A 25,093-nucleotide genomic window follows, 5' to 3' on the forward strand; every position below is an offset into this window, starting at 1 on the left:
TCAGAAACCTAAATCGCGGTTTACCACTTCAGTGTCACCTTACCTCCACCAGCACTGGCGATACGGACGTAGTCACCAATAGGCCTCTCACCGAGGCCGGACAAGATTAACCCTCCGTTACCACCGTTAGCTGCTGAAGCTAAACGGACCATGTCGCCCACATTTCTACCGGCCACACTTAGTTCAAGCACGCCACCCGCCGACAGCATCCTTATCAGATCTCCAAGCGAAACTAAATCAAAGCTCATCTACAACTCCTTTTGAACCGGCTCCATGTCGGCCTCCCGTAATACCCCAACTCAAACCAAATAGCCACTATGTCGCATCCGGTTATGGAGGGCGGTTGCAACCGCGAGCTGCAAAGCACTGGCGTCAGCAGTGGCGCCACTAACGAGATGAAAATGCATGACCAAAGCAAAGAGGTCAGCCAACGATCATTTAGTCCAGCCAATAGCAGCTAACGAATTCATTCGCTGCTTCTTTGCCAGCGTCCACAGCGTCGTCATAACTCTGCCAGCTATCGGTAAGGGTGGCTGCGACTACCAAGTCCGCGTCAATCTTAGTAAGTACTACCACTGATAGCGGGACTGGATTGCTAGGACTACCCCATTTGAATGCAATTACGAACTTGACGCTATGAAGCGGATCGTCGTAATCAACGGTGGGGCTGCGATCAACTAATAGAGGCATCTGAACTCCTTTGATCCGGCTCCATGCCGGTCATCATCTATAGCTCACCCCCAACCTATTTGCCACCACCGGTCACGGAGGGCGGCGCATGCATGGAGATAACCATGAGCAAGGACACCAAGATTTTGATCCCGGAAATTCCCGGCGAGTGGACAGAGCGCACGCGCAGCGGCCACACCTGCAAGTGGAACGATGGCTGGCACGGTAAACCCCACCGCAACGGCCTGCCCTACGTTGAGCTCATGGCTCCTGAAAAGGATCTTTACGCTGAACGCATCGAAGGGGCCCGGTACTGGGTATCGGGTTGCAAAAAATGCACCGGCAGCACCGAAGGCTACAGCTACAAAGTTTGCGATAAGCACGACGTATGCATTCAATGCAAAACGCACCGATCCGCTCTGGCGGACACGCCTTGGGGCCAACGCGACGGCTTCATCTGCAAGCCATGCCAAGACGCAATCGATGCAGTGGCCAAGGCTGAGGCACTGGCCAAGGTCGCGGCCGACGACTATGACGAGTGGGACTACAGGGCGCAGGACGAGTGCAAATGTCCGCATTGCGCAACCGTGATCCACATTGAAACTGAGGACTACGGCGACAAGGACATGGAGTGCGACACCTGTGGCGGCGACTTCCGGCTTCAGCTCGAATACAGCGTCAGCTTCACCACGACGGTTATCGGGGAACGTATCACCTGCTAATGCCGGTCAAGCCACGCTGTGTCGGCATCCCCATCCCAAATCACCAGGTCACCAAGTCACCACTTTCCGGCTAAATAAAAGACGCCACCAGTTAGGCCAGCAACGAAAATGGCTTTCAGCAAGTCGGTCAGCGTCCCGGTTCCCAAAACGTACGCTTCGACCTTCACAGCAACAAAGAAAATCGTGGCAACTAGCGGGATGAACATGATGCCCCGTTGAGCCTTAAATCTTTCCTTTTCGGTTCCGAACCACACGTTTTAGATCTCCTTCGGTTATCCAACCATGACTCAAGATAACTTGCGGAGCAGCTCAGGTCACCCTAAGAGATCATTCCCACCTCACGTCAACGAATCACGCTACACAGGGATCAGCCTGTCAGCTAATGGTCAACGATATCGAAGCCCTTCACCAAGTCGCGGCAGTATCGAATCTCATGCACCGCACCTGGCTTGTACAGGTCGAGCCACCCTGCTTCCTCTTCGGCCAGATCACTCGCCGCCTGCTCTGACAGCTCGCCGATATCGATACCCATGCTCGCTGCTGTTGTGAATACAGCGACGAGCGCGTGCTTCAGTTCCATTGCGTGCTTGTCGGTCATGTCGGAACCCTCGTGGGTTTAGACTTAAGTTTGCTTCACGCAGATTCAATAGAGTCGGCAGTCACCTCAATTTCACTGACGGCCTAAGCAACATCCTCTGCTCCATAGGCTGCGTCGTTGAGCATCCAATCGATCGATGCCTCACATAACGAGTCCAGCTCCAATCCTTGCTTCATAGCAGTGGCAAGCACGGCTTTTAACGCCAACCTAGACACCTCTTCCGTGCTTGCGCCCATGACTCACTCCTTTGGCTTGAGCTTTAAGCATAGCCCATTACCTCTTCAACAACTTGCGCCACCTCATCCGGTACCGGAAGGGCTGCGCCTAACTGGAATCCGATATGAGTCAGCTCCACCAGATACTGGTCGGCGACTGCATCGAGATGATGCGGACGCTGCCAGACCAGTCAGTGCACACATGTGTGACCAGCCTGCCCTACTTCGGTCTGCGCGACTACGGTGTCGAGGGCCAGATCGGCCTTGAGGAAACGCCGCCAGAATTTATTGCCCGGCTGGTCGATGTGTTCCGTGAAGTTCGTCGGGTACTACGGGACGATGGCACGGCCTGGGTTAACATGGGCGATAGTTACGCATCGATATCAGGAGGCTACGCAAAGGGTAGACAGGCTGGCAAGCACGGAGCGGTTTCGACGGCGACCAGAGGTGCAGTGCTACGCGGCCAGAGACCCACGCCCCCAGAGGGATTCAAGCCAAAAGATTTGATGGGCATGCCGTGGCGCTTAGCTTTCGCGCTGCAGAACGATGGCTGGTATCTGCGGCAGGCCATCATTTGGCAGAAGCCAAACCCGATGCCAGAATCCACCCGAGACCGATGCACTAAGGCCCATGAATACATCTTCCTGCTAAGCAAATCGCGCCGTTATCACTGCGATATGCAGGCGATCCGGGAGCCAGCGGCCGAATCCAGTATCACCAGATGGGCGCAGGATCTCGAGCAACAGTCCGGCAGTGACAGGGTGCCCGGAAAAACCAACGGGCCGATGAAGGCCGTCGGTGGTGAGCGATCTAGGCGTGAGAGTTTCCAGCGAGATGATTCAAAACGGGAGAAAGCCATCCCAGGCCAGAGCAAAGGCACCCACCGGCCAGATCGGGCTGAAAGTGAATGGGATGTTGCGAGCCGGAATAAGCCCAGCGTGTGGACCGTGCCGACTCAGGGCTTCAAGAGTGCCCACTTCGCCACATTTCCGCCCGACCTTATACGGCCATGCATTCTGGCCGGAGCGCCGCGCGGTGGAGTCGTGCTTGATCCGTTCGGCGGAGCCGGTACCACCTCACTTGTTTCAATGCAGGAGGGTCGCAGATCAATTATCTGCGAGCTGAACCCTGACTACGCGACACTTGCCCGCGCTCGAATAGACTCAGCCTGGCTGGATGGGGCTGCTCAGATGGACGTGTTCCAAGACGCAGTGCCCGCTGCCTAAAGGGGTGCTGCCCGTCACTGCGAGCGCGAAGAACAATGCTGTCCCCAACCTCACAAGCGCGGCTACCAGGTTCACCCACTCAGTAATTCTTTTCATTTTTGCAGTGCTCCAGCGCATTTGAGGCTGAAGTGTCTGCGACCTCTAAACCCCGTTCCACTTGGGGTTTTTCCAACTCAACGAATCACGCCACACCGGCGAGGATGATCTATGTCCGAACAACCGATTGACCAGAAGAAGCTAGAGCGAGCCATCCGCAAAATCAAACACTGCTTGGCACTCGCTCAAAGCTCCAACGAGAACGAAGCGGCAACGGCAACGGCAATGCGCCAGGCGCAAGCGCTGATGCGCGAGTACCAGTTGAGCGAAACGGACGTTAAGTTGAGCGACGTCGGCGAAGTTGAATCGTCGATGTCGCGCGCTGAAAGACGGCCGGTCTGGGACCGGAACTTGAGCGCGATGGTCGCGCAAGTCTTCAACTGCAAAGCATTGCGGTACCAACACTGGTGCAATACCAAGCGTCGCCGCGTTGAGCGCGCAGTATTCGTTGGCGTCAACCCCTCTCAGCATATCGCATTGTATGCGTACGAAACCCTGCTCGCGAAGCTCACACAAGCCCGAAGCGAATACTCGTCCGGCGTGCGCGCTGGTCGGCACCGCCGCAGCTATTCACCAGCAACAGCTGGCGACCATTTCGCAATCGCTTGGGTCAACGAGGTCCACAGCAAGCTGCATGCCCTGGTCCCTCGCGGCGAGGAAGGTCAACTGCTTGAGCAGAAACAGGCCGGATAAGAGCTGGTAGCGGTGGAAGCGCAGTACCAGCCCCTAATCGCTGAATACCTCGCCGACAAGAAGGTCGGTGAAGCACGTAAAGCCAAGGAAGCGGAGCTTGATCTGAACGCACAGATCGCCGGAATGCTCGCCGGACGAAGGGTCGAGCTGCATGCCGGGCTTGCCTCGGGAACCGAAGAGCTACTCGCGCTATCCGCCAGCGCCTAAAACAAACCACCGGCGAGGGCACAGATGAACCCCTACCTGGTCACAGGCCCGGTCCAGATCGGGCTGAGTGGTGGCCGAACCAGCGGCCACATGGCCTGGAACATACTGGAAGCACACGACTGTAAATGTCGTTGCCAACGCTGACACCTATCGTTTCTGCTTCGTAGAAAAGAACCGGATCGACGCGTTTTCCAGAATCGCCGCACGCCCCAATGCCCAACGAGCGGAACTCATTGCCACTCTCTTCGGCATGGATCAGTTCAATGAGTTCGTGGGCCATTTCAATGAGAGCATCGATGCGCAGCTTATCCTTCTCGGCGAACAACAGACCACATTGACTGCTCGCAGAAATGCGTTGGCAGCAGATAGAATGACCGTTGAAAATGAAGCGGCGTCGCTGCACGAAAACCATCCAACGTATAGTCCGGTGCTTTTCCGGCGCGTCTATCAAACACAGTCTCCCCATCTGACATCTTGAAACGGGACTTCCCATGAGCGGAAAAACCTGCCGCACGCATCACAGACCCCACTAGTTGCCCTCTCCCGGGACATGGCACTAATCCAATGGTCAGTGGCTCCCCCGATGTGAATTTTGATGGACTTGCTGCCGCTCGGATGACCGACAAATCCGCCTGTGGAAGTCCAATCACGGGAGGAGTCAGCTAAACTGTCTTCATCAACGGCTTGAACGCTGCTACAAAAGACAGCACTGGCGGTCACGGCAATGTCGTAGTGGGTGGTTCCGGGACAGTCACCATTGGAGACACTTTCGTACCAGCACCTTTCAGCGGCCTGCTGCCGATGCCTGTGCACTTTAGCGACAAGATCAAATTAATCGACGCGCTGACGCCAGCTTCGAATATGGAACCAGTGATTCGATGGGATCCACACACGTCGTGAGTTCACACTTGGCAGAAACCATAAAACTATTTCTGGAAGATTGAAAAATGGCAGCAGAGCAAGTCAATCTTCTCAATGGCAACACCGCGAGCTTGGCAGTAACGCCGACTTTGACAGTTGTGAAGGACCAGACTGTCAAGACGGCACCCGTTCCAGTAAAGAAGGCTATGAACATACTCCGTAGCGTCACTTGCTTCGCAATACTTCTCTGCACTGGCTGTGCAAAAACGGCCAACATTCCACCAACCGACCTAACGTTATCGTCTTTCGGGCCTGGCCCCAGCAACCTGTTTACTGCCCGCTTTAGCTCTACGGTGGATTTGCAGAACGCTTTCAATGACTACGAAAATTCCAATCAGCTCACACCTACCCTGATCTGCTCTCTCAACCAAGACATGGAATTTTTATCGGAGCATTCAATAGCTATAAAAGCCGAAGGACGGGTGACCGCGGACAGTAAAACGAAACCCAATTATAAGTTTTCTTCCGAGCTTATCTTTTACTACACCAATCCGAATGGAACTCAACGCGACTTGAATGACTATGACTCCTTCAAGCCCCTGCTTGCGTCGCAAACTTCAATTCCATGCAAGGTCCGCATCACCGCCTATGGGTATAAAGCCTATTACACTAATACGTTACTCATCCCCTCCAGGCTCATGATTGAGCAGATGTTTAAATAAACATCGTAAAAGACTGGGCGGTTGAACACAACGCTCAGGACTTGCGGTTGATGGTCTGGCCTTTCCGTTCAATGTACGCGCTGCGCGGATGTACGCCGAGTTCGGGTTCGAGAACCGTGCATACGAAATGGGAATGCGCCTGACGACGGATTGAAGTTCTCCATCAGTTGATCCAGTCAAGGAAAATAAAAACAATGAAAAAAGCTTTCATCACCCTGCTTCTGATCTGTCTCTCCGGCCGCGCAATCGCTGACGGCAACCCTATCGGCTTCCAGTCCTCGACCCTGCCAAACCGCAATTGATCGAAGACAGCCCAGTGTTCGTTGGTGCCCTCGCCGTACGCAATGCGCCAGCGGCTGCCGGCGAACACCCGTTTGCTCTCCGGGGTACGGAATGATTTGCCAGGATGGCGACGACGGGCGATCACGTGAGGTGATTCATCAACAAGTGACGTCGCTGATTAGCGAATTTCTGGGTCCGGCGCCTCGTAATGAGCGGTAGCCTCACGTCGGTAGGTTTTTGACTATCGTATTCCAGCATATCGACCTGCCGAAGCTGCCGAAACAGGCTTTTCCCTATTTCGACAGGCCATAACATCAAGTGAGGGAGCGGCATGCCAGTCATCCGTGAAGAACAGATGAAGTGTTAGAGCTGGACAGCATGCAGCAACGCAAGCGAAGGCTAAGTGCGCGCCTTCCAATGTTCGTGGTTGAAGAATTCGATTTATCCGCGTTAATTGAGCGCATTTCTATAGTCGGCTTGATCTAAATACCTCGCAGAGGTGGCCATCCGCAAGGGGTTGAAAGGAGCCTGTGAGGCAAGCCTCTTTCGGCCCCACCCCGGAAGTCCAAAGCTACCTCCGGGAAGACCAATACTGCCCTAGCGGTCCCGCTAGAGGCGTTACACTGGAAACCACAAAGCGTCATACTGAATTTCAGCCAAAATATTCGTTTATGTGGAACTCTACAATCGCGGGCGTACGGGGGCAGAATTGGGGGCACATCTGAGGGCCTGCTTTGGATGGTTTGAAAAGGATGCCCCCAGCCTGATACTCAACAATCTCCTTCTCGAAAAATCACCTGCGACAGCTTCCTACCTTCATTGAATGTAGATATCGTACGTATTCCCAGCAGAATGCATGGCACATTTATACCCAGATAACGTAATACATAAAGGTAACCCGCGCTCGGGCTGCGCCCCATTCTCAGAGTTACTTTGAGCTTAGGCTCGTACGCCGCGAGGACCGCAAATTACCAAATGGAAATTCCGTGAATAATACGCTCACGTTGTAGACGCTTCACGATTGTCATAAAACATCCCTAAGCACTAGAGGAGTAGTAACGTCCGTTAAAGCATCATTGTGGGTTATTAATCGTCGTGAACGGGATTCACCGAGGATCAATTGAAGTATTTATGAGTCTGGATCAGCGTACGTTCGCCGATCCGCAGCTCATATCAGTTCATATAAAAATAGTCACACGACGAATCGGTTTACCAGCTGATTCAGATTAACTGCTAGCTTGGACATTTCGCCGCACGCACTGGCCGTTTGACTAGCCCCTGCTGCACTCTGGGTTGCCAGCTCGCGAATGCTGACTAGATTGCGGTCAACCTCACGCGCCACATGCGATTGCTCTTCAGAGGCGGTCGCGATCAGCAGGTTACGTTCGTTGATCTGAACAATGGCCGTGGCGATTTGATCCAGCGAGGTACTGGCCTCCTGGGCGACGCCCAGTGATTCAGTCGCCAGATCCCTGCTCGTATTCATCGCCTTCACCGCCTGATCAGATTCGTTCTGAATGGCAGCGATCATTTGCTCGATTTCCTGAGTCGACACCTGCGTGCGATGGGCCAATGCCCTCACTTCGTCAGCCACCACCGCAAACCCACGGCCTTGCTCGCCTGCTCGTGCAGCCTCGATCGCAGCGTTCAACGCCAACAGGTTGGTCTGCTCGGCAATCGCGCGAATGACTTCGACAACTTTACTGATGCCCTGAGCACGATCTGACAACCCTTGAATCTGTTCACTCGTGTTTTCAACGTTACCGTTCAGCTTTTGAATGGACTTCAGCGTCTGCGCCACCCGCACCTGACCGACCTCGGTATAACCCTGAGTACGCTTGGACTCTTCGGACGCCGACTCTGCGTTGCGAGCAACCTCATCAACGGCCGCGCTCATTTCCGTGACCGCTGTTGCCGCTTGATTGACCTCATCGTTCTGGGCAACAAGGCCGCGACTCGATTCCTCAGTGACTGCCGTCATCTCCTCTGACGCCGAGGCCAGTTGGGTGGATGAATCAGAGATCTGCATGATCGTGTTGCGCAGGTTCGTTTGCATCTGTGCGAGCGCTTTCAACAGTCGCCCGGCTTCATCAGTGCCGCTGACCTGTATCTCTTTAGAGAGATCACTGGCCGCGATGCGTTCAGCGACGGACAGGGCATCGTTGATGGGCGACGTAATACTTTTCGTCAGCAGCATGGCCAACCCGACCGTCAGGACAACAACGCCCGCAATAATGCCTATAACCAGCAAGAGACCTTCATTGTAAAGATCGGTAGCGTTCTGCCCGGCCTTCGCTGCGCCTTCGTTGTTAAAGGTGGTCAGATCCTTGATCTGTTGTTCCATCGTATTAGTCAGCGGACGGATGCCTGTACTTACCAGGCTGACCGCAGCCGCAATGTCACCCTGCCGCATCAGCGGTTCGAGAAGATCCAATTGCCTGGAGTACGCATCAGCGCTGTTTTTTACCTGCGTATAAAACGTGCGCTCGCTGTCTTCCCCGACGAGGGAATCGTACTGCGCCACAGCATCGGTGAACGCCTTACGGTAGCCAGGGAAGTGTTCAATTGTCTTTTGAATGGACTGAGGGTCGGCAAGACCACGCTGTGTTTCGAGCCTCAAGCGAAGCACCGTAGCATTCATCAATGCCGTCTGTCGGATGCTGGCCATCCAGTTCAGTTCGACTTCCTTTTCCGAGTCCCTTAGCTTGCCCATCTGCACCACGGCAAACACGCCAAGCACAGAGACCAACGCAATAATCAACGCGAAAAACAGGGCCGCGCGTGGTGCTACGTTGAGATTTCTAAGACGCATATAACAGTCCTATTTTCTAGCTAATAGTTGACGTACTCCAAAGGCTATCGACTCAAAGTTAAAAACTTTTAGGCTTGCGTTGACCGGAGGCTTTCGGCCGAAATTTTCGAAAATTGATCAGTCGCCCAGACGGCAACTTCAAATCGTTACGAGCCTGAATGCACGGGGACTAAATCGGCCGCCCGATGTGCAACACACACCGGGTGACCAAAGTTTATTCAAGGACGAGTGCCAACTTCGGCTTCTTGCGCGGTCCACGGTTTGACCTGCTCGCTGAGTGTCAGGCCCAAGCCCGGACGCTTAGGAACCAGCATGCGGCCGTCACGGGTTTCCAGGCGCTCGTTGAAGAGCGGCTCAAGCCATTCGAAATGTTCGACCCACGGCTCGGTGGGGTACGCAGCCGCCAAGTGGACGTGTAGCTCCATGGCAAAATGCGGAGCCAACATAAGTCCCGCTTGCTCGGCCATTGAGGCGACCTTAAGGTAAGGGGTAATGCCACCTACTCGTGGTGCATCAGGCATCAGGAAGTCAGCGCCGCGATGCTTGATAAACTCGGCGTGCTCGGCAACGCTGGTAAGCATTTCACCCGTGGCAATAGGCGTATCGAATTGTTGAGCCAGAGCGGCGTGGCCCTCAGCGTCATAGCAATCCAGCGGCTCCTCAATCCAGATCAGGTTGTACTCTTCGAATTGGCGGCACATTCGCTGGGCAGTCGGGCGGTCCCATTGCTGGTTGGCATCAACCATCAGAGGGAAGTTGTCTCCTAGATGTTTGCGCACGTTGCTGACACGCTCTATATCGATGGCACAATCCGGCTGTCCGACTTTCAGTTTGATACCACCAATGCCCTTTTCACGTGACAGATCGGTGTTCTTCATCAACTGGTCAAGCGGAGTGTGAAGGAAACCGCCCGAGGTGTTGTAGCAGCGTATCGAATCACGTTCTGCGCCGAGCAATCGGGCTAGCGACAAGTTGGCGCGCTTGGCTTTCAAATCCCACAGTGCCACGTCGAAGGCACCAATGGCCTGAGTGGACATGCCGCTGCGGCCTACCGACGCACCGGCCCAGCAAAGTTTGGTCCAAAGCTTGGAAATGTCACTTGGGTTCTCCCCAATAAGCGCCGGGGCGATTTCCTTGGCATGGGCGAATTGACCCGGCCCGCCTGCACGCTTGGAGTAGCTGAAACCAAGGCCACGGTGACCATCAATGGTTTCAATTTCAGCGAACAGGATGGCGATCTCGGTCATCGGCTTTTGCCGTCCCGTTAGCACTTTGGCATCGCTGATGGGGTTGGCCAGAGGCAGAATTACCGAGGATACCCGAACCCAGGCAATACGATCCTCGTCGGAGGACTTGATAGATTCTTGTTGTGCAAGCATGGAGCTCTCCTTAGCAGTGATGAAGTCTTGAAAGAGATCAAGTGCGCAGAATCTCGTCGATCGCACTCTTCTTCGGACGCATGGCGCTGTAGACCTGCCAGATGATGAAAACCAGCGCCAGACCCAGGAACGAGGCGGCGATGGGGTTGGCAAGAAATGCCAGGAAATTGCCATCCGAAAGCATCAGTCCACGACGCAGGTTGGTTTCAGCCATAGGCCCCAGAATGAAACCGATAATAAAAGGTGCTGCGGGCATGCCTGCCTTGACGAAGCCATAGCCAAGGACACCGAACAACAAAATCGACCAGACATCGAACAGGCGGCTGGACAAGCCAAAAGCTCCGACGACACAGAGCACCAGAATGATCGGCAGCAAAATGTGTTTGGGCACATCCAGCAGTTTGATGAACAGGCGCAGGCCGTAGAATTCCATGAATAGCATCATGAAGGTGGCGACGATCAATGCAGCAAAGATCGTGTACACCAGCGGACCCTGGCTGATAAATAGCAGCGGCCCTGGCTGGATACCGTGTATCAGAAAACCGCCCAGCATGATCGCGGTAACGGTGTCACCGGGAATCCCCAGAGTCATCAAAGGCATCATTGCGCCGCCGATACCTGCGTTGTTAGCCGTCTCACTGGCCACGACCCCACCGATGTTGCCTTTGCCGTACGAGTCTGGGTCCTTCGCGCGCTTTTTGGCGATGATATACGCCACCAGATTTGAAGTGCCCGCACCAATGCCCGGCAAAATGCCAATCCCCAAGCCTATTAGCCCGGAGCGAAAAGCATTGGGAATTTGCTGGCGAAACTCTTTGAGTGAGAAGCCGAAGCCTTTGATGTTTTTCATGCTGACTGAGCGCGCCTTGCCTTGTTTGGCGTGTCGGCCGTTTTCCGCAAGCTTGATAATCTCGGCCACCGCAAACATGCCGATCATTACCGTGAGCATGGAAAAGCCACCGTTCAGTTCAGGGAAGCCGAAGGTGAAGCGGCGGATAGCTTCAACCGGGGCGATGCCCACGGTAGAAACGGCAAAGCCCAGTGCACCCGCAAATAACCCTTTGGCCATGGACCCCGCAGACAGCGTGGCGATCAGGGTCAAGGAAAACACCGCGATCGCAAAATATTCATGAGGACCGAAACGTAAAGCGACCTTGGCCAGCTGCGGAGCGATGAACATTAGCGCCGCAATACTGAACAGGGTGCCCAGGAAGGAAAAGACGATGCCAATGCCCAGCGCCTTGACGCCATGGCCCTGCTCCATCAGCGGCCCACCATCGAACACCGTCGCAATTGATGAAGGTGTCCCGGGAATCTTGAGCAAGATCGCTGAAATGAGACCTCCCGAGGTGGCACCGATGAACAGCGACACCAACAACGAAAGACCGGCCTGAGGCCCCATGGTAAATGTCAGCGGCAGGCACAGTGCGACGGCCATGGTGGCAGACAAACCGGGCACGGCACCGAAGACGATGCCTACGGCCACGCCGATGGCCATGAGCAACATGATATTGATTGAGAAAACTGCACCGAAGCCTTGCTGTAACAAGTCGAGCATGCTCGAGACTCCTAGAAATTCATCAGACCAGCGGGCAGCATCAAATCGAAGGCCTCGCGGAACAGCAGGTAGATGACGGCCGAGGTCGCCAAGGCGATCAGGGCGTAAGTAACGTGTCGTACCTTATGGTCGTGCGGCGTCAACACGATGAACTGCAGATACAGATAGACCACGGTCATGATCGGAAAACCGACCGGATTCATCAGCGCGATATATCCCACGATCAGCGCCAGCGTCTTGACCACGGTTTTCACATCAATCGCAGTACTCGTCTCCTCTGCATCGATCTGGGGAAGGTTGTCGGCTGGTGCTTGAGGTGTGGAAAAAGCACTGACGAGCTGTATGACGGCAAGGAGGCAGAGCATCCCCGCCAACAGCGCTGGAACGAAAGCGGCATCGATACCGGAGTGAGTCGGTAGTTTGAGCGTCATCAGTAAGTAGGCTAGCGCGGTGCCAAGCATGGCAGCGCCAATAATCAGCTCTTTTTTCTTGCAAGTAGCCATCGAAAAACCTCGGTTAATAGTCCAAGCGATACGGGCTGGCGATAAGGCCAGCCCTTCTCAGGTTTCACTTGGTGCGCAGAGCATCCTTGAATTGCATGAAGTCATCGCGGGTCTTGGCGAGGATTTTCTTGGACTCTTCGGTCCCGTAGTAGGCAACCGGCTGCTTGAACTTCTTCAGTTCCTCGGCATATTCGGGCATTTCGCTGATCTGTTTCATGATGTCAGCCATCTTGCCCACAATCGCTACGTCAGTGCCCTTCGGGAACGCTACGACATAAGGCTTGTCGATGGTGAAGTCGACACCTTGCTCCTTGAAGGTCGGGACGTTACCCAGCATAGCGTTGCGTTCGTCATTAGGCTGGCCTAGAGCAACCATTTGCCCGCCGTTGACGTAGTCTTGTACCGAGCCGTAACTGATGGCGCCGAGGTCAATGCGCGCGCCAAGTAGCGCGACAACTTTCTCCGATACGGTGCCGGCATCAACCATCTTCAGTTTGACGCCGGTTATTTTCTCGAACATCAGGCCCTGAATATGCGAGAAGTTACCCATCTCGGTGCCGTAGGTAACGCTTTCTGGCTTGGCCTTGGCCTTGGCGATCAGGTCCTTGACGCTGGTCACTCCGGATTGAGTAGAGGCCACGAAGACCGCGCCCTTGTCGACCCCGGCGATGCACGAGATATCAAACGCTTCGAAGCTGTCATCAGAGAGCCCCGCCACTTCGTTAACGATCAGTTGCCCTGGATGTGTGAAGAGGATCGTGTTCCCGTCCGCTGCCGCACTTTTTACCTGCTCAGCAGCCAGCGTGCCTCCGCCTCCGGCAACGTTGGTCACCACCATGGTCTTGCCGGTGATCTTGTTGAAATACTTGGCCATCATGCGTGCATTGAAGTCGGTATCACCGCCGGGGTTGGCAATAACGACGACCTGCACCGGGCGAGTCGGCCATTTCACATCTGCTGCGAAGGCCATGCTGTTTGAGGTGATAGCACCCATGCCAACAAGTGCAGAAAGGAGAGAGACGCGAATTGTTTTTATCATTGGAATGCTCCGGTTTTAAAAAGCTGATCGAACGTGTGGGGCTCGGCGAAGTTGTAACTCTTTATGTCAGCGCACCGAATTACATACGGGTGACCGCTATCAGTGGTGGGTGCATTAGGCGTTCAAGGCGTTCCCCGTCATTGCGCAGGTCGCTACTGCACAAATCAGAAACAGTGAATCGACCGCTGATAAATGAACGCACAGTGGCCCGCGAACTGCTGGTTGGCAAAGACCTGTGTGTGGAGAATTGGAAATGCTGAGCGCCCTGCTCTGCCGGGCTTTGCAGCCAAACGACGGCATGGTCTGGGCGTGAACATAGATGGGGAATCAAGGAATACTGCGTGCTGCTTTCAAGACGCGCGACGAGGGTCGTCAGCATGATCTGAGCCTCAATTATTATTATTTTTTGTCATATGTTGTCATATGACTTGAGCTTTTCTACCAAGCAGCCGTACTGCTGTCAATGTGCGATCGGCTGGTGATAAATACCTTTCAACTGTCTGTCGTGAACTCCGATCATAGAAGCGCTATGGCTTCAGTCCCAGAATTGAAGACATTCAGGCACGAATAACTTCAGGTCAGTTAAAAGATGTGTTTTTTTGAGTCGTACGATAACTTACCCGTCTCGGACTATCCCAGCTCATGCTGACCAGGCGAGCAGGCGTCACCGGTCAGCTTCGCGGAGTCGAAAACAAAAATAACAACGTGTTCGATCATTGGAAGATCAAGCCATATGCCTGAAACCAAACCGGGCCGGGTCCGTTACTCGATCCTGCTGATGCTGTTTTTTGTCACATCAGTGACGTTCGCCGACCGCTCCAGCCTGTCCATTGCCGGTTCTGCCTTGCAGGCTGATTTAGGAATTGACGCGCTGACCCTCGGCTATATTTTCTCGGCGTTTGGCTGGGCCTACGTGATCGGCCAGATTCCTGGAGGCTGGCTGTGCGACCACTTTGGTGCGCGTCGGGTGTACGGCATCGCGCTGTTCAGTTGGTCGCTATTTACCCTGATACAGGGGTTTGTCGGCGTGTTACCGCTGAGCTGGACAATCGTCAGCCTGTTCCTCCTCAGGATGGCGGTGGGCTTTGCCGGCGCCCCCTGTTTCCCAGGTAACGCCCGGATAATTGCCGCCTGGTTTCCAAGCGCAGAGCGCGCCACGGCAACGGCCATTTCCAGTTCAGCGCAATACTCTGCCACGGCGATCTTCGCCCCCTTGATGGGCTGGGTCGTCCAGGCCATGGGCTGGCAGTACGTGTTCATCGTGCTCGGTGGATTTGGTCTGCTGTTCAGCATCCTCTGGTTCAGGGTCATCCATGGGCCACGTGAGCATCCGACGATCACCCAGGCCGAATTCAGCCATATAGCATCCGGTGGCGGATTGCTGGACCTTGAGCCTCGCGTGGGTGATGCCACCGAATCGCAGTGGCGTTACCTCAAGTTGCTACTGAGCCACCGAACGCTGATAGGCCTTTACCTGGGCCAGTACTGCAACAATGCGATCACCTATTTTTTCCTGACGTGGTTCCCCGTTTATCTGGTGCAGGCGCGCGGCATGACCATCCTGTCCGCCGGTTTCTTCACCGCCTTGCCAGCGATCAGCGGTTTCGTGGGTGGCGTCCTGGGAGGTTTGATATCCGACGGTCTGCTGCGTTGGGGCTATTCCCTCACACTGGCCCGCAAGCTCCCCATCGTCTGTGGCCTGCTGCTGTCGAGCAGCATGGTGCTGTGCATTTACGTTCAGAGCGACGCAGCCGTGGTCGGGCTTATGGCCCTGGCATTCTTTGGCAAAGGCTTCGGCTCGCATGGCTGGACGCTAGTCGCCGATACCTCGCCGCGCCAGATCATCGGCCTCTCGGGCGGTCTGTTTAACACCTTCGGCAACTTGGCGGCGATCACTACGCCAATTGTGGTTGGTTATCTGGTCAGTCGCACCGGCTCGTTTGATTCGGCGTTGGTTTACGTCGCGGCCAACGCTCTGCTGGCGGTGTTTTTCTATCTGGTTGTGGTGGGCCGTATTTACCGGATTGATCTGGAGAATGGGTCGGGCGGTTCGGCCGTCAAGGATTGAACTCATCGGTTTTCATTTTGGGCTAACAATAAGAAGGAACGTGTCATGAGTCATGTGAGCGAAGCATTGATACAAGCACTTGAGCAGGTAGTCGGCTCACCGGGCCTGATCCAGGACCCAGAGCGCATGCAGAGCTATTTGAGTGACTGGCGCAACGCCTACTGTGGCAAGGCGGCGCTGGTGGTGCGTCCAGCCAGCACCGCTGAGGTCGCTGAGGTCGTACGTTTGTGTCGAGAAGCCGGCGTGGCGCTGGTACCCCAGGGGGGTAATACAGGATTGTGCGGAGGCTCGATTCCGGACAATTCGGGCACTCAGGTCGTGTTGTCACTGACGCGCATGACCGCGATTCGCGCCATCGACGCGGCCAATGAAACCATCACTGTAGAAGCCGGGGTAATCCTGCAACGCTTGCAGGAGGCTGCCACTGAAGTGGGCCGCCTGTTTCCGCTCTCGCTGGGCGCCGAAGGCAGTTGCACTGTTGGTGGCAACCTAGCGACCAACGCAGGCGGGACCGCCGTCTTACGCTATGGCAACATGCGTGACCTCACCCTGGGGCTTGAAGTGGTGCTCGCCGATGGGCGTGTGTGGGATGGTTTGCGCGGCCTGCGCAAGGACAACACAGGTTATGACCTCAAGCACCTGTTCATAGGTTCGGAGGGAACGCTGGGAATCATCACTGCTGCCGTGCTCAAACTGTTTCCCGCAGTGCGCAGTCTGACCACTGCATGGGTGGCGTTGCCAAGCCCACAGGCAGCGGTCGACCTGATCGGCCGCATGCGCACATTGTGTGGCGATCGCCTGACCGGATTTGAACTGATGTCGCGGCAAAGCGTGGAGTTCGTTCTGCAGCACGTGGCGGGTTGCAACGATCTGTTCAACGAAGTTCACCCCTGGTACGTATTGATAGAGCTCAGTGACACCCTGATTGACGCGAATCTGGGCCAAATGCTGGAAGACGGGCTGGGCGAAGCGTTAGAACAAGGTGAAACACTAGACGCCGTAGTTGCCAGCAACGAGGCCCAGGTCGCGGCACTGTGGGCATTACGCGAAGGCATATCGGAAGCCCAGAACCATGAAGGCCCTAGCCTGAAACACGATATCAGTGTGCCCGTCAGCAGCATTCCCGCATTCATTGAGGCAACTGACCGTAAGCTCAAAGAAGCTTTTCCGGGCGTGCGAATTGTCGCTTACGGGCACGTCGGGGACGGCAACCTGCATTACAACATCAGCAAACCTGTGGGCACAGAAGATGTACCTTTCAAAGCCCATGCCGACGCGATCATGCACGTCATTTACGATGCAACAGTCGCGTTTGCAGGCAGCATCAGCGCCGAGCATGGTCTCGGACAAGCCAAGCGGGACGCCGCTCAGCACTACAAGGCGCCGCTGGAACTGGAACTGATGCGAACCCTCAAGCAAGCCCTTGACCCGGACGGTTTAATGAACCCCGGCAAACTGCTGTAACACCGGGGCCCGGCCAAAAAGCTTGGGGGTGAGATGACGTTTCAAGCTCTTTTATGAAACGTTATCTTCCCCCAAATCAAACCTATGACTGCTGCAACCGAAGAGGCGGCCAGCACGCTGAGCTTGGCGGAGGACAGTAATGCAGCATCGGAAAACGCCAACGATGCAATAAAAATAGACATAGTGAAGCCAATCCCTGCCAGCAGACCAACTAGCCCTACTCCACTCCACGTCACACCATCAGGCAACTTGCAGATGTTCAGTTTGACCAGAGCAAAGCTGGCCAGCATAACGCCCAACGGTTTTCCAAGCACCAACGCCAGCATCACGCCCATAAACACCTTCTGGGAAAGCGCCTCATCCAGATTGGCGCCCGCAAAGCTCACCCCGGCGTTAGCCAGTGCGAACAGGGGCATGACGCCAAAAGCCACCCAAGGGTGCAACCCAACCTGGATTCGCTGAACGGGTGGCAGCACTTCGCGCTGCGCGTGGCGCAATTGCTTGAGTGGTTCTGCGACGGCCTGCGGATTATCTTTGGCCTGAGAAAAGCGGTCCATTAACTCATGGAAGGTCCGCCCGATTGTTTCCAGTGGACGCTCCGTTGCGGGCTTGGAGTTCACCGGGGTCATGAGCCCAAGGATCACTCCCGCCAGCGTTGGATGAACTCCAGTCTTCAGCAGGCCAAACCAGACGATGGCACCCGGCACAACATAGGCATATGCCTTGCCTATGCCCATTCGCTGTAAAACCAATACCAGCGCCAAACCGCCCAACGCGACTACCAGCCCTAGATAATCCAGGCTCTCGGTGTAAAAAATCGCGATGATCAAAATCGCGACGATGTCATCAATAATGGCCAGTGCCAACAGCAGAATCCGCACGCCACTTGGGATAGATTTCCCCAGCAAGGCGAGTACTCCGACGGCAAAAGCAATGTCAGTCGCGGTAGGCACAGCCCAGCCAGCACTCGCCTCGCTACCGTGATTAAGCAGCGTGTAGATGATCGCCGGCATCATGACACCGCCCAGCGCCGCCCCTAAAGGCAGTGTCGCGAGTTTCATATTCGCCAGTGCGCCGTCCTTGATCTCTTGGCGGATTTCAGCGCCAACCACCAAAAAGAAGATCGTCATCAGGCCATCATTCACCAGAAAATGAAGTGAGCGGGAGACGCTGAAATCACCCACCCCCAAGGTGACCTGCGTGTGCCAGAAATGCTCATAGGATTCGGCGACCGGACTATTGGCCCAAATCAGCGCCGCCAAGGCCGCGAGCAAAAGTACGATCCCGCTGACCGCTTCAATATGAGAGAACCGCTCCAGCGCAGAAAACGCACGTTCGGTTAAAACCTGAGGACGGGGAATAGCTGCAGAGGCCGAGTTTTTTTCAGACACAATAAAGCTCCGTTGGCGGCCCGACCAACGTTTGATTTTAACCTGCGCAGTGCCGTATGCAACAACGCACCCAGCGCGATCATAAGAAGCTGGCGGATGAGATGCAAATTGCCATGGCCTAACGCGCCATGAAACTTCTGACTTGAGGCACACTCAATCAGCCGTAGCCTGTGGCACACCTCACTGACCTCATTCACGCTTTGCCCACAACTGACCCGACATTTAAAAGGACTGATTATGATCGCTCGCTGGCGCTGGCTGCTGAGTCAACTGACCAAGCGACTGTGGTTCAGAGCCAGCCTGTTTTCCCTGCTCGGGGTCGCAACTGCATTACTTGCCGTGGTTTTCAAAGACTTCATTCCCGAGTCGCTACCCACCCGAATCGGTGCCGACGCTGTCGACAAGATTCTGGGAATCATCGCCTCCAGCATGCTGGCTGTCACCACCTTCTCGCTGAGCACTATGGTGACGGCCTATGGCGCTGCGAGCAGCGGCGTTACGCCACGTGCGACGACGCTGGTGATGGAAGACACCACCACACAAAACGCGCTTGCTACTTTTATTGGCTCATTTCTGTTCAGCCTGGTAGGCATCATTGCGCTGAGTACCGGTGCCTACGGCAGGCAAGGCAGAGTGCTGCTGTTTGCCGTGACCATCGTGGTGGTCATCCTCATCGTCTACACCTTGTTGCGCTGGATCGATCATTTGTCCAAGCTCGGGCGTGTCGGCGAAACCATTGACCGGGTGGAAAAGGCTGCAATCGAAGCTATCAGTAAGAGGGGTCAATGGCCTTATCTGGGTGGTACGGTTTACCCGGTAGATAACGCGCTTGCCTCCTCTGCACAATCGGTCAAAAGTCGCGACACAGGTTATGTGCAACATATCGATGTACATGCTTTGGGGCTCATCGCCAAAGCGCGACAGCTGAAAATCTATCTGGATATTCTGCCGGGAAGCTTTGTCCACCTGGGCATGCCCCTTGCTCACACAGTGGCCCTGAGCAATAAGACGGCTGACGAACACTATCCATTGGAGGAGAAAATTCTCGAGGCCTTGACGCTGGGGGTTCGTCGAACTTTCGAACACGACCCACGGTTCGGGCTTTCGGTCCTTTCCGAAATTGCTTCACGCGCCCTCTCACCAGCAGTCAATGATCCGGGGACTGCTATCGACGTCATTGGTCGGGGAGTCAGAACCCTCACTTGCTGGGCGCAACCGCAACAACGCGTTTCGCAGATCGACTCGGACTGTGAGCAGGTTTACCTGCGTGGCCTGACAGTGGACGACTTGTTCGATGACTTCTTCGCCCCCATCGCCAGAGATGGTGCGCCGCTACTGGAAGTGGATGTGCGTTTGATGAAAGCCCTTGTCAGCCTCTCGCAGATCAATCCGGTGCTATTCCAAAAGCCATGTGCCAGGCACGCGGATCTTCTACTCAAGCGCGCCAATAGCGCGCTCACTCTGCAAGAGGATAAAGATCAACTCCGCGCACTGGCCCGGCCTTTTGCGGTTTAGCCTACTGCCTGGCTTGGCGCGGCATCAAATCATCCAACGAAGCCTTAATAAAGCCGCGAGCCAACTGCTGATACAGCTCAGGCCCCATTCTTGAACTCACTGCCTTGGCGATCAGGGCGACAGCCATAAGGCTGATCACCATAGAATGGCTGTCAATCATCTCCATGACGATGATCGCGGACGTGATGGGCGACTGGGTAACAGCAGCCAAAAAACCGACCATGCATAGGGCGATCATGGGCTGCGCAGCCAGGCCGAACAGATCAGCGACGTTTGCACCTACGGCGGCACCCACGGCCAGGGCCGGGGCAAATATGCCGCCGGGAATGCCCGAGAAATAAGTCACCAATGTGGCAAGAAAACGCGTGATTGGGGCGTGCCACGGCAGGCTGATTTCGGAGGCAATGACATGGGACGTGATGCCGTAGCCACTGCCAAAAGACATGCCACCGCTTAGCCAACCCAATATCGCCACAATCAAGCCACAGATCCCAGCGAACCAGACAGGATGCCGGGCGCGCCACTCCCAGACTAAAAATTCACGATGTCGCTGAGGCCACAGCAACATTCGGCTAAACAACCCGCCCAACAGCCCGCAGCCGACACCGATCGCCATCACTGGTACGACAATATCGACATTGATGCCCTCTATGTCGAAGTGACCGAAGTAGTTGTAATTACCTTGCAAGGCAATTGCGACCATCCCCGACAGGATAATGGTACTGAGCAGCACCCCGCTGGTGCGGGTTTCCAGCTTGCGTCCCAGCTCTTCCACAGCGAAGGCGATGCCGGCCAGCGGGGTGTTGAACGCAGCGGCAATACCTGCCGCACCACCGGCCAGAATGAGGTCCTCAGCGCGAATGATCCGTGCATTGGGCAAGAACCGATGAAAGAAATGCATGATCGAGGCCGCGACCTGCACGGAAGGGCCTTCGCGCCCAGCCGAAAAGCCTCCAGTTAACGCCAACGTGCCGAGCCCTATCTTGGCGAAGGCTATCCGTAGCGACAGAAGACCGTCCACGCGTTTGCCTTGATGAACCAGCCGGGTGGCCGCAATCACCTGCGGGATTCCACTGCCCTGAGCGCCGACAAAGAAACTCGTAGTGAGCCACACCACCAGCATGCCGATCAGGGGCGTGTAAATGAAGGGTAGCCAAGGCCGCTCGGCAGTTTGCTGGGCAAATTGGGCCAAAGCCATATCGGCCAAACGAGCAAACATAACCACCAGCAGGCCCGCCATGGTTGCGGCCGCCCACAGCGTGATACGGGTGCGCCATCGCATCGAGGCGAAACGGCGGCGTATCAGCATTATTGGTGTAATCACTCAATGGTTTCCAGTTGCGGTTCAGCATGATGTGTCAGCAAGACTACTCAAATTAACGACGACGTCCAAACACAAACCGTCGATGTTTATACGCCCAGCCGCTGACAACCTGCGCGCAAAGTTCTCGCGACACACTTGCGAACAGATTGGCTAGCAAGTCGCCACCTTTTTCGCCTGCATCAACTACAGTGCAATGACTCTGAATAAAAGCCATAACAAGACGGAGCATTCCCAATGCGAGTAACACAGCGCTTCACCCTTCTGGCCGCTGCGGCAACCCTGGCAGTTGCCACCACCACTGCACAGGCTGCACCGGTGTTTATCAACGTACTTACCGGTGGCACAAGCGGGGTTTACTATCCAATCGGGGTAGCCCTTTCACAAATCTACGGGGAAGCAATACCCGGCGTGAAGACCTCGGTTCAAGCCACCAAAGCGTCGGTAGAGAATTTGAATCTGCTGCAGGCCGGGCGCGGAGAGTTGGCTTTTGCCCTCGGTGATTCGGTTGCCGACGCCAAAAATGGTGTGGAAGACGCAGGCTTCAAGGTACCGCTGACCAAGTTGCGCGCCATCGCAGGGGCCTACCCCAACTACATTCAGATCGTGGCCAGTAAGGAATCAGGCATCAAGACGTTGGCCGATCTTAAAGGCAAAACCGTGTCGGTCGGAGCCCCAAAGTCAGGCACGGAGCTCAATGCACGGGCGATCTTCAAGGCGGCCGGATTGACTTATGACGACATGGGCAAAGTGCAATACCTGCCCTTCGCCGAATCTGTCGAACTGATCAAAAACCGACAGTTGGACGCCACGCTGCAGTCTTCGGGGCTTGGTATGGCGGCGATTCGTGACCTGTCCTCGGTCATGCCGTTGAACTATGTCTCAATCCCCACCGACGTGGTGGAGAAAATTGGCAACGCTGCCTATCACAGCGCAATGATTCCGGCCAATACCTATGATGGGCAACCGGAGGCAGTACCGACGGTTGCGATCACCAATATTCTCGTTACCCGTGAAGATGTTGCGGATGAGGTTGCCTATGAGATGACGAGGCTGATCTTCGAAAACCTCACGCGTCTGGGCAACTCTCACTCAGCAGCCAAAGACATCAAGCTGGAAAATGCTGCGAAAAACCTCCCCATCCCATTGCATCCGGGTGCCGAGCGTTACTACAAAGAAAAAGGCGTGCTCTAAATAGGCAAGGTGCAGCGGTTTAATGTGCCGCTGCACCGGCACATCGCTCGATTTCAATGCAGTCATGAGGCAGGCAGCACATGAGTGAAGATCAGCACGGCATTCCCGCGAACCCGCAGGACTGGCCGAAAACCTTGTTTTATGTGGCGCTGGCGTTTTCGATCTTTCAGATCATCACCGCGGCGTTTGCCCCCATTTCCAGCCAGATATTGCGGGCCGTCCACGTTGGTTTCCTGCTTTGGGTGGTGTTTCTGAGTTATCCGGCTTACGGCAGGAAACGACCTTGGCAACCATTTGCCTGGATACTAAGCCTGGCCGGTATTGCCACCGCACTTTATCAGTGGGTATTTGAGGCGGATCTGATTCAGCGCTCCGGCGACCTGACAACCAGCGACATGGTGATCGGGCTGGTCTTGATTGCACTGGTGTTCGAGGCTGCCCGGCGGGTGATGGGGATCGCGCTCCCGGTGATCTGTGGTCTGTTCCTGGCTTATGGTTTATTGGGGGAATACTTACCCGGTGACCTGGCCCACCGAGGGTATGGCTTCGACCAGATAGTCAACCAGTTGTCGTTTGGTACCGAAGGGCTGTACGGCACACCTACTTACGTTTCCGCCACCTACATCTTTCTTTTCATCCTGTTTGGTGCGTTCCTTGAACAGGCTGGCATGATCAAATTGTTCACTGATTTCGCCATGGGATTGTTCGGCCACAAAACCGGAGGACCAGCGAAGGTAGCGGTTGTTTCGTCAGCACTGATGGGCACTATCACCGGCTCTGGCATCGCCAATGTCGTTACCACAGGGCAGTTCACTATTCCGCTGATGAAGCGCTTCGGCTACCGGTCAGCCTTCGCTGGCGGGGTGGAAGCAACCTCAAGCATGGGCAGCCAACTGATGCCGCCGGTGATGGGCGCAGTGGCGTTTATCATGGCCGAAACCATCAACGTGCCTTTTGTAGAAATCGCCAAGGCTGCGTTGATTCCCGCCATCCTCTATTTCGGCTCAGTGTTCTGGATGGTTCATCTGGAAGCCAAACGCTCCAATCTCCAGGGACTGCCCAAAGACCAATGTCCCAGCGCGCTGGGGGCAGTAAAGGAAAACTGGTACCTACTGATTCCTCTGTTGGTGCTGGTCTATCTACTATTTTCGGGACGTACCCCGCTGTTCTCCGGCATGGTTGGGCTGGCACTGACTGCCATTGTGATTCTCGGTTCGGCGATCATCCTCAGGGTGTCCAGCTTCGCTTTACGCTGCGCATTCTGGATTGCGTTGGGGGTGCTGTGCGTCGGCTTTTTCCAGTTGGGGATCGCGGTCATCTTTGCGGTCATAGCAGTTTTGGTAGTGGTCTGCTGGTTTATCAAGGGCGGTCGGGAGACCCTGACTATATGCCTGCATGCGCTGGTTGATGGCGCACGTCACGCAGTACCAGTAGGAATTGCCTGTGCATTAGTCGGCATCATCATCGGTGTGGTTTCACTTACCGGTGTTGCATCGACCTTCGCTGGCTACATTTTGGCAATTGGCCGGGACAATCTGCTGTTATCACTGATCCTCACCATGATCACTTGCCTGGTTTTGGGCATGGGGATCCCAACCATTCCCAACTACATCATTACCAGTTCAATCGCCGCACCGGCCCTGTTGGAGCTAGGCGTTCCACTGATTGTGTCGCATATGTTCGTGTTCTATTTCGGCATCCTTGCTGACCTCACCCCGCCGGTCGCTCTGGCTTGCTTTGCCGCTGCGCCGATTGCCAAAGAGACAGGATTCAAGATAAGTCTATGGGCGGTACGCATTGCTCTGGCCGGGTTTGTCATTCCATTCATGGCGGTCTATAACCCGGCACTGATGCTGCAAGGTGACAACCTGTGGATGACCGCGTACATGTTGATCAAGACAACCTTGGCCGTAGGCCTCTGGGGCATGGCCTCCACCGGGTATCTGCAACAGAAAATGCCGGTATGGGAACGCTCAATCAGCTTCATCGCCGGAGCTTTACTGGTAGTGGCTCTGCCGTTGACCGATGAGATCGGCTTCGCGCTGGGCTTATTATTGATCGGCCAGCATTACTGGCGCGCTCGTCAGTCAGGCTTGGCGAAAGCATGATCGGTTTGTGTCTGGGCCTTGCCGGCGTGGTGTGGGCCCAGCTCCCCCTCTCCCATTTCACGCTCGCCTGGACCCACACCATCGAAAAAATCCGCTGGGAGGAAGATTATCGCGTCACCGAGCAGGGCCTGCTTTTGGGTGAGGCCCGGGTCCGTGGGGCTGGCGCGGGCATGGAGATCCCGCCAGACGCACAACTTCAAAACGGCAGCTGGCATTACCAACGTCAACTATCGCCCCTGCAGCCGCTCAAACTTGCTCGCACGCCGGAAGCTGGTGACTTCCAGCTGTGTTTCGATGGCACCTGCCACTTGATGAGCGAATGGGTAGGACTACCCAGCAGCAGTGACGCGTCAATAGAGCTCTGGAGCTGTACGTAAGACCAAAGCCGCGTCTGCGACTCACCTGACAAAAAACCGGTTGGATAAAAAGCGTGTATTAATCTGCATTAAG

The 25,093-nt window shown here is 55.3% G+C and carries 21 protein-coding genes and 3 pseudogenes; 13 read left to right on the forward strand and 11 right to left on the reverse strand.

Annotated elements, in window-relative coordinates; translation table 11 throughout:
* Window positions 1-20: 20 nt before the first annotated feature.
* A complete protein-coding gene (locus tag K3169_RS16115; protein ID WP_231674591.1) occupies window positions 21-248 on the reverse strand; it encodes a hypothetical protein in 228 nt (75 codons plus the stop codon).
* 546 nt (window positions 249-794) lie between these two features.
* Here K3169_RS16115 and K3169_RS16120 point away from each other — a divergent pair.
* On the forward strand, window positions 795-1,391 hold the full coding sequence (locus K3169_RS16120; RefSeq protein WP_263267148.1) for a hypothetical protein: 597 nt from the start codon (window positions 795-797) through the stop codon (window positions 1,389-1,391).
* Window positions 1,392-1,447: 56 nt separating this feature from the next.
* On the opposite strand, the gene K3169_RS16125 is transcribed toward K3169_RS16120, so the two are convergent.
* The 3 genes from K3169_RS16125 to K3169_RS16135 form a co-directional block, all read right to left on the reverse strand.
* On the reverse strand, window positions 1,448-1,645 hold the full coding sequence (locus K3169_RS16125) for a hypothetical protein (RefSeq protein WP_231674593.1): 198 nt from the start codon (window positions 1,643-1,645) through the stop codon (window positions 1,448-1,450).
* Window positions 1,646-1,770: 125 nt separating this feature from the next.
* Entirely contained in the window at window positions 1,771-1,989 is a 219-nt protein-coding gene (locus K3169_RS16130) for a hypothetical protein (RefSeq protein WP_231674594.1), read from the reverse strand.
* Window positions 1,990-2,072: 83 nt separating this feature from the next.
* The gene (locus K3169_RS16135; protein WP_231674595.1) at window positions 2,073-2,225 is read right to left on the reverse strand and encodes a hypothetical protein; all 153 of its coding nucleotides are present in this window, start codon (window positions 2,223-2,225) and stop codon (window positions 2,073-2,075) included.
* A gap of 104 nt (window positions 2,226-2,329) precedes the next feature.
* On the opposite strand from K3169_RS16135, the gene K3169_RS16140 reads away from it, so the two are divergent.
* The 6 genes and pseudogenes from K3169_RS16140 to K3169_RS16170 form a co-directional block, all read left to right on the forward strand.
* The gene (locus K3169_RS16140) at window positions 2,330-3,430 is read left to right on the forward strand and encodes a DNA-methyltransferase (RefSeq protein WP_263267149.1); all 1,101 of its coding nucleotides are present in this window, start codon (window positions 2,330-2,332) and stop codon (window positions 3,428-3,430) included.
* A gap of 207 nt (window positions 3,431-3,637) precedes the next feature.
* Window positions 3,638-4,426 (forward strand): annotated as a pseudogene (locus K3169_RS16145) (DUF2786 domain-containing protein).
* A 70-nt stretch (window positions 4,427-4,496) separates the two neighbouring features.
* A complete protein-coding gene (locus K3169_RS16150) occupies window positions 4,497-4,904 on the forward strand; it encodes a hypothetical protein (RefSeq protein WP_231674597.1) in 408 nt (135 codons plus the stop codon).
* A 38-nt stretch (window positions 4,905-4,942) separates the two neighbouring features.
* Window positions 4,943-5,370, forward strand: a pseudogene (locus tag K3169_RS16155) (PAAR domain-containing protein).
* Between the two features lie 3 nt (window positions 5,371-5,373).
* Entirely contained in the window at window positions 5,374-6,009 is a 636-nt protein-coding gene (locus K3169_RS16160; protein ID WP_263267150.1) for a hypothetical protein, read from the forward strand.
* Between the two features lie 194 nt (window positions 6,010-6,203).
* Window positions 6,204-6,391, forward strand: a pseudogene (locus tag K3169_RS16170) (dienelactone hydrolase); the annotation flags it as partial.
* Between the two features lie 1,092 nt (window positions 6,392-7,483).
* Here K3169_RS16170 and K3169_RS16175 read toward each other — a convergent pair.
* The 5 genes from K3169_RS16175 to K3169_RS16195 form a co-directional block, all read right to left on the reverse strand.
* On the reverse strand, window positions 7,484-9,103 hold the full coding sequence (locus K3169_RS16175; RefSeq protein WP_231674599.1) for a methyl-accepting chemotaxis protein: 1,620 nt from the start codon (window positions 9,101-9,103) through the stop codon (window positions 7,484-7,486).
* A gap of 218 nt (window positions 9,104-9,321) precedes the next feature.
* Entirely contained in the window at window positions 9,322-10,482 is a 1,161-nt protein-coding gene (locus tag K3169_RS16180) for an L-talarate/galactarate dehydratase (RefSeq protein ID WP_263267151.1), read from the reverse strand.
* 37 nt (window positions 10,483-10,519) lie between these two features.
* Window positions 10,520-12,040 (reverse strand): tripartite tricarboxylate transporter permease, encoded by a 1,521-nt coding sequence (locus K3169_RS16185; protein WP_231674601.1) that lies wholly within the window; start codon window positions 12,038-12,040, stop codon window positions 10,520-10,522.
* Between the two features lie 11 nt (window positions 12,041-12,051).
* Window positions 12,052-12,543 carry a tripartite tricarboxylate transporter TctB family protein gene (locus K3169_RS16190; protein ID WP_231674602.1) on the reverse strand — a complete coding sequence of 164 codons (492 nt, stop codon included), beginning with the start codon at window positions 12,541-12,543 and terminating at the stop codon, window positions 12,052-12,054.
* A 64-nt stretch (window positions 12,544-12,607) separates the two neighbouring features.
* On the reverse strand, window positions 12,608-13,582 hold the full coding sequence (locus K3169_RS16195) for a tripartite tricarboxylate transporter substrate binding protein (protein ID WP_263267152.1): 975 nt from the start codon (window positions 13,580-13,582) through the stop codon (window positions 12,608-12,610).
* 733 nt (window positions 13,583-14,315) lie between these two features.
* Here K3169_RS16195 and K3169_RS16200 point away from each other — a divergent pair.
* Together K3169_RS16200 and K3169_RS16205 are read left to right on the forward strand one after the other, a co-directional pair.
* Window positions 14,316-15,650 (forward strand): MFS transporter, encoded by a 1,335-nt coding sequence (locus K3169_RS16200; RefSeq protein ID WP_099269352.1) that lies wholly within the window; start codon window positions 14,316-14,318, stop codon window positions 15,648-15,650.
* Window positions 15,651-15,695: 45 nt separating this feature from the next.
* The gene (locus K3169_RS16205; RefSeq protein ID WP_099269353.1) at window positions 15,696-17,114 is read left to right on the forward strand and encodes an FAD-binding oxidoreductase; all 1,419 of its coding nucleotides are present in this window, start codon (window positions 15,696-15,698) and stop codon (window positions 17,112-17,114) included.
* A gap of 41 nt (window positions 17,115-17,155) precedes the next feature.
* Here K3169_RS16205 and nhaA read toward each other — a convergent pair whose 3' ends face one another.
* Complete coding sequence (gene nhaA, locus K3169_RS16210; protein ID WP_099269354.1) at window positions 17,156-18,505, reverse strand: Na+/H+ antiporter NhaA; 1,350 nt, start codon at window positions 18,503-18,505, stop codon at window positions 17,156-17,158.
* 237 nt (window positions 18,506-18,742) lie between these two features.
* Between nhaA and K3169_RS16215 the strand changes: the two genes are divergently transcribed.
* Window positions 18,743-20,020, forward strand: coding sequence for a DUF2254 domain-containing protein (locus K3169_RS16215; RefSeq protein WP_263267153.1), 1,278 nt, complete (start codon window positions 18,743-18,745; stop codon window positions 20,018-20,020).
* Window position 20,021: 1 nt separating this feature from the next.
* On the opposite strand, the gene K3169_RS16220 is transcribed toward K3169_RS16215, so the two are convergent.
* Window positions 20,022-21,329 (reverse strand): chloride channel protein, encoded by a 1,308-nt coding sequence (locus K3169_RS16220; protein WP_411567002.1) that lies wholly within the window; start codon window positions 21,327-21,329, stop codon window positions 20,022-20,024.
* Between the two features lie 249 nt (window positions 21,330-21,578).
* Between K3169_RS16220 and K3169_RS16225 the strand changes: the two genes are divergently transcribed.
* From K3169_RS16225 to K3169_RS16235, 3 genes are all read left to right on the forward strand, one after another.
* Window positions 21,579-22,535 (forward strand): TAXI family TRAP transporter solute-binding subunit, encoded by a 957-nt coding sequence (locus K3169_RS16225; RefSeq protein WP_263267155.1) that lies wholly within the window; start codon window positions 21,579-21,581, stop codon window positions 22,533-22,535.
* Between the two features lie 80 nt (window positions 22,536-22,615).
* Entirely contained in the window at window positions 22,616-24,643 is a 2,028-nt protein-coding gene (locus tag K3169_RS16230; RefSeq protein WP_263267156.1) for a TRAP transporter permease, read from the forward strand.
* Entirely contained in the window at window positions 24,640-25,020 is a 381-nt protein-coding gene (locus K3169_RS16235; protein WP_263267157.1) for a DUF1850 domain-containing protein, read from the forward strand. The genes K3169_RS16230 and K3169_RS16235 overlap by 4 nt, the downstream gene beginning before the upstream one ends.
* The last annotated feature ends 73 nt before the right edge of the window (window positions 25,021-25,093 follow it).

The organism is Pseudomonas phytophila (assembly GCF_025643095.1).
Classification (GTDB): domain Bacteria; phylum Pseudomonadota; class Gammaproteobacteria; order Pseudomonadales; family Pseudomonadaceae; genus Aquipseudomonas; species Aquipseudomonas quasicaspiana.

Excerpts from the sequence above, each read along its gene's own strand:
- K3169_RS16130 (WP_231674594.1), bottom strand. The coding sequence starts at position 1,989 with ATGACCGACAAGCACGCAATGGAACTGAAGCACGCGCTCGTCGCTGTA.
- K3169_RS16205 (WP_099269353.1), top strand. The coding sequence starts at position 15,696 with ATGAGTCATGTGAGCGAAGCATTGATACAAGCACTTGAGCAGGTAGTC.
- K3169_RS16140 (WP_263267149.1), top strand. The coding sequence starts at position 2,330 with ATGAGTCAGCTCCACCAGATACTGGTCGGCGACTGCATCGAGATGATG.
- K3169_RS16230 (WP_263267156.1), top strand. The coding sequence starts at position 22,616 with ATGAGTGAAGATCAGCACGGCATTCCCGCGAACCCGCAGGACTGGCCG.
- K3169_RS16160 (WP_263267150.1), top strand. The coding sequence starts at position 5,374 with ATGGCAGCAGAGCAAGTCAATCTTCTCAATGGCAACACCGCGAGCTTG.
- K3169_RS16225 (WP_263267155.1), top strand. The coding sequence starts at position 21,579 with ATGCGAGTAACACAGCGCTTCACCCTTCTGGCCGCTGCGGCAACCCTG.
- K3169_RS16220 (WP_411567002.1), bottom strand. The coding sequence starts at position 21,329 with ATGCTGATACGCCGCCGTTTCGCCTCGATGCGATGGCGCACCCGTATC.
- K3169_RS16190 (WP_231674602.1), bottom strand. The coding sequence starts at position 12,543 with ATGGCTACTTGCAAGAAAAAAGAGCTGATTATTGGCGCTGCCATGCTT.
- K3169_RS16175 (WP_231674599.1), bottom strand. The coding sequence starts at position 9,103 with ATGCGTCTTAGAAATCTCAACGTAGCACCACGCGCGGCCCTGTTTTTC.
- K3169_RS16180 (WP_263267151.1), bottom strand. The coding sequence starts at position 10,482 with ATGCTTGCACAACAAGAATCTATCAAGTCCTCCGACGAGGATCGTATT.
- K3169_RS16185 (WP_231674601.1), bottom strand. The coding sequence starts at position 12,040 with ATGCTCGACTTGTTACAGCAAGGCTTCGGTGCAGTTTTCTCAATCAAT.
- K3169_RS16195 (WP_263267152.1), bottom strand. The coding sequence starts at position 13,582 with ATGATAAAAACAATTCGCGTCTCTCTCCTTTCTGCACTTGTTGGCATG.
- K3169_RS16115 (WP_231674591.1), bottom strand. The coding sequence starts at position 248 with ATGAGCTTTGATTTAGTTTCGCTTGGAGATCTGATAAGGATGCTGTCG.
- K3169_RS16215 (WP_263267153.1), top strand. The coding sequence starts at position 18,743 with ATGATCGCTCGCTGGCGCTGGCTGCTGAGTCAACTGACCAAGCGACTG.
- K3169_RS16135 (WP_231674595.1), bottom strand. The coding sequence starts at position 2,225 with ATGGGCGCAAGCACGGAAGAGGTGTCTAGGTTGGCGTTAAAAGCCGTG.
- K3169_RS16120 (WP_263267148.1), top strand. The coding sequence starts at position 795 with ATGAGCAAGGACACCAAGATTTTGATCCCGGAAATTCCCGGCGAGTGG.
- K3169_RS16200 (WP_099269352.1), top strand. The coding sequence starts at position 14,316 with ATGCCTGAAACCAAACCGGGCCGGGTCCGTTACTCGATCCTGCTGATG.
- K3169_RS16235 (WP_263267157.1), top strand. The coding sequence starts at position 24,640 with ATGATCGGTTTGTGTCTGGGCCTTGCCGGCGTGGTGTGGGCCCAGCTC.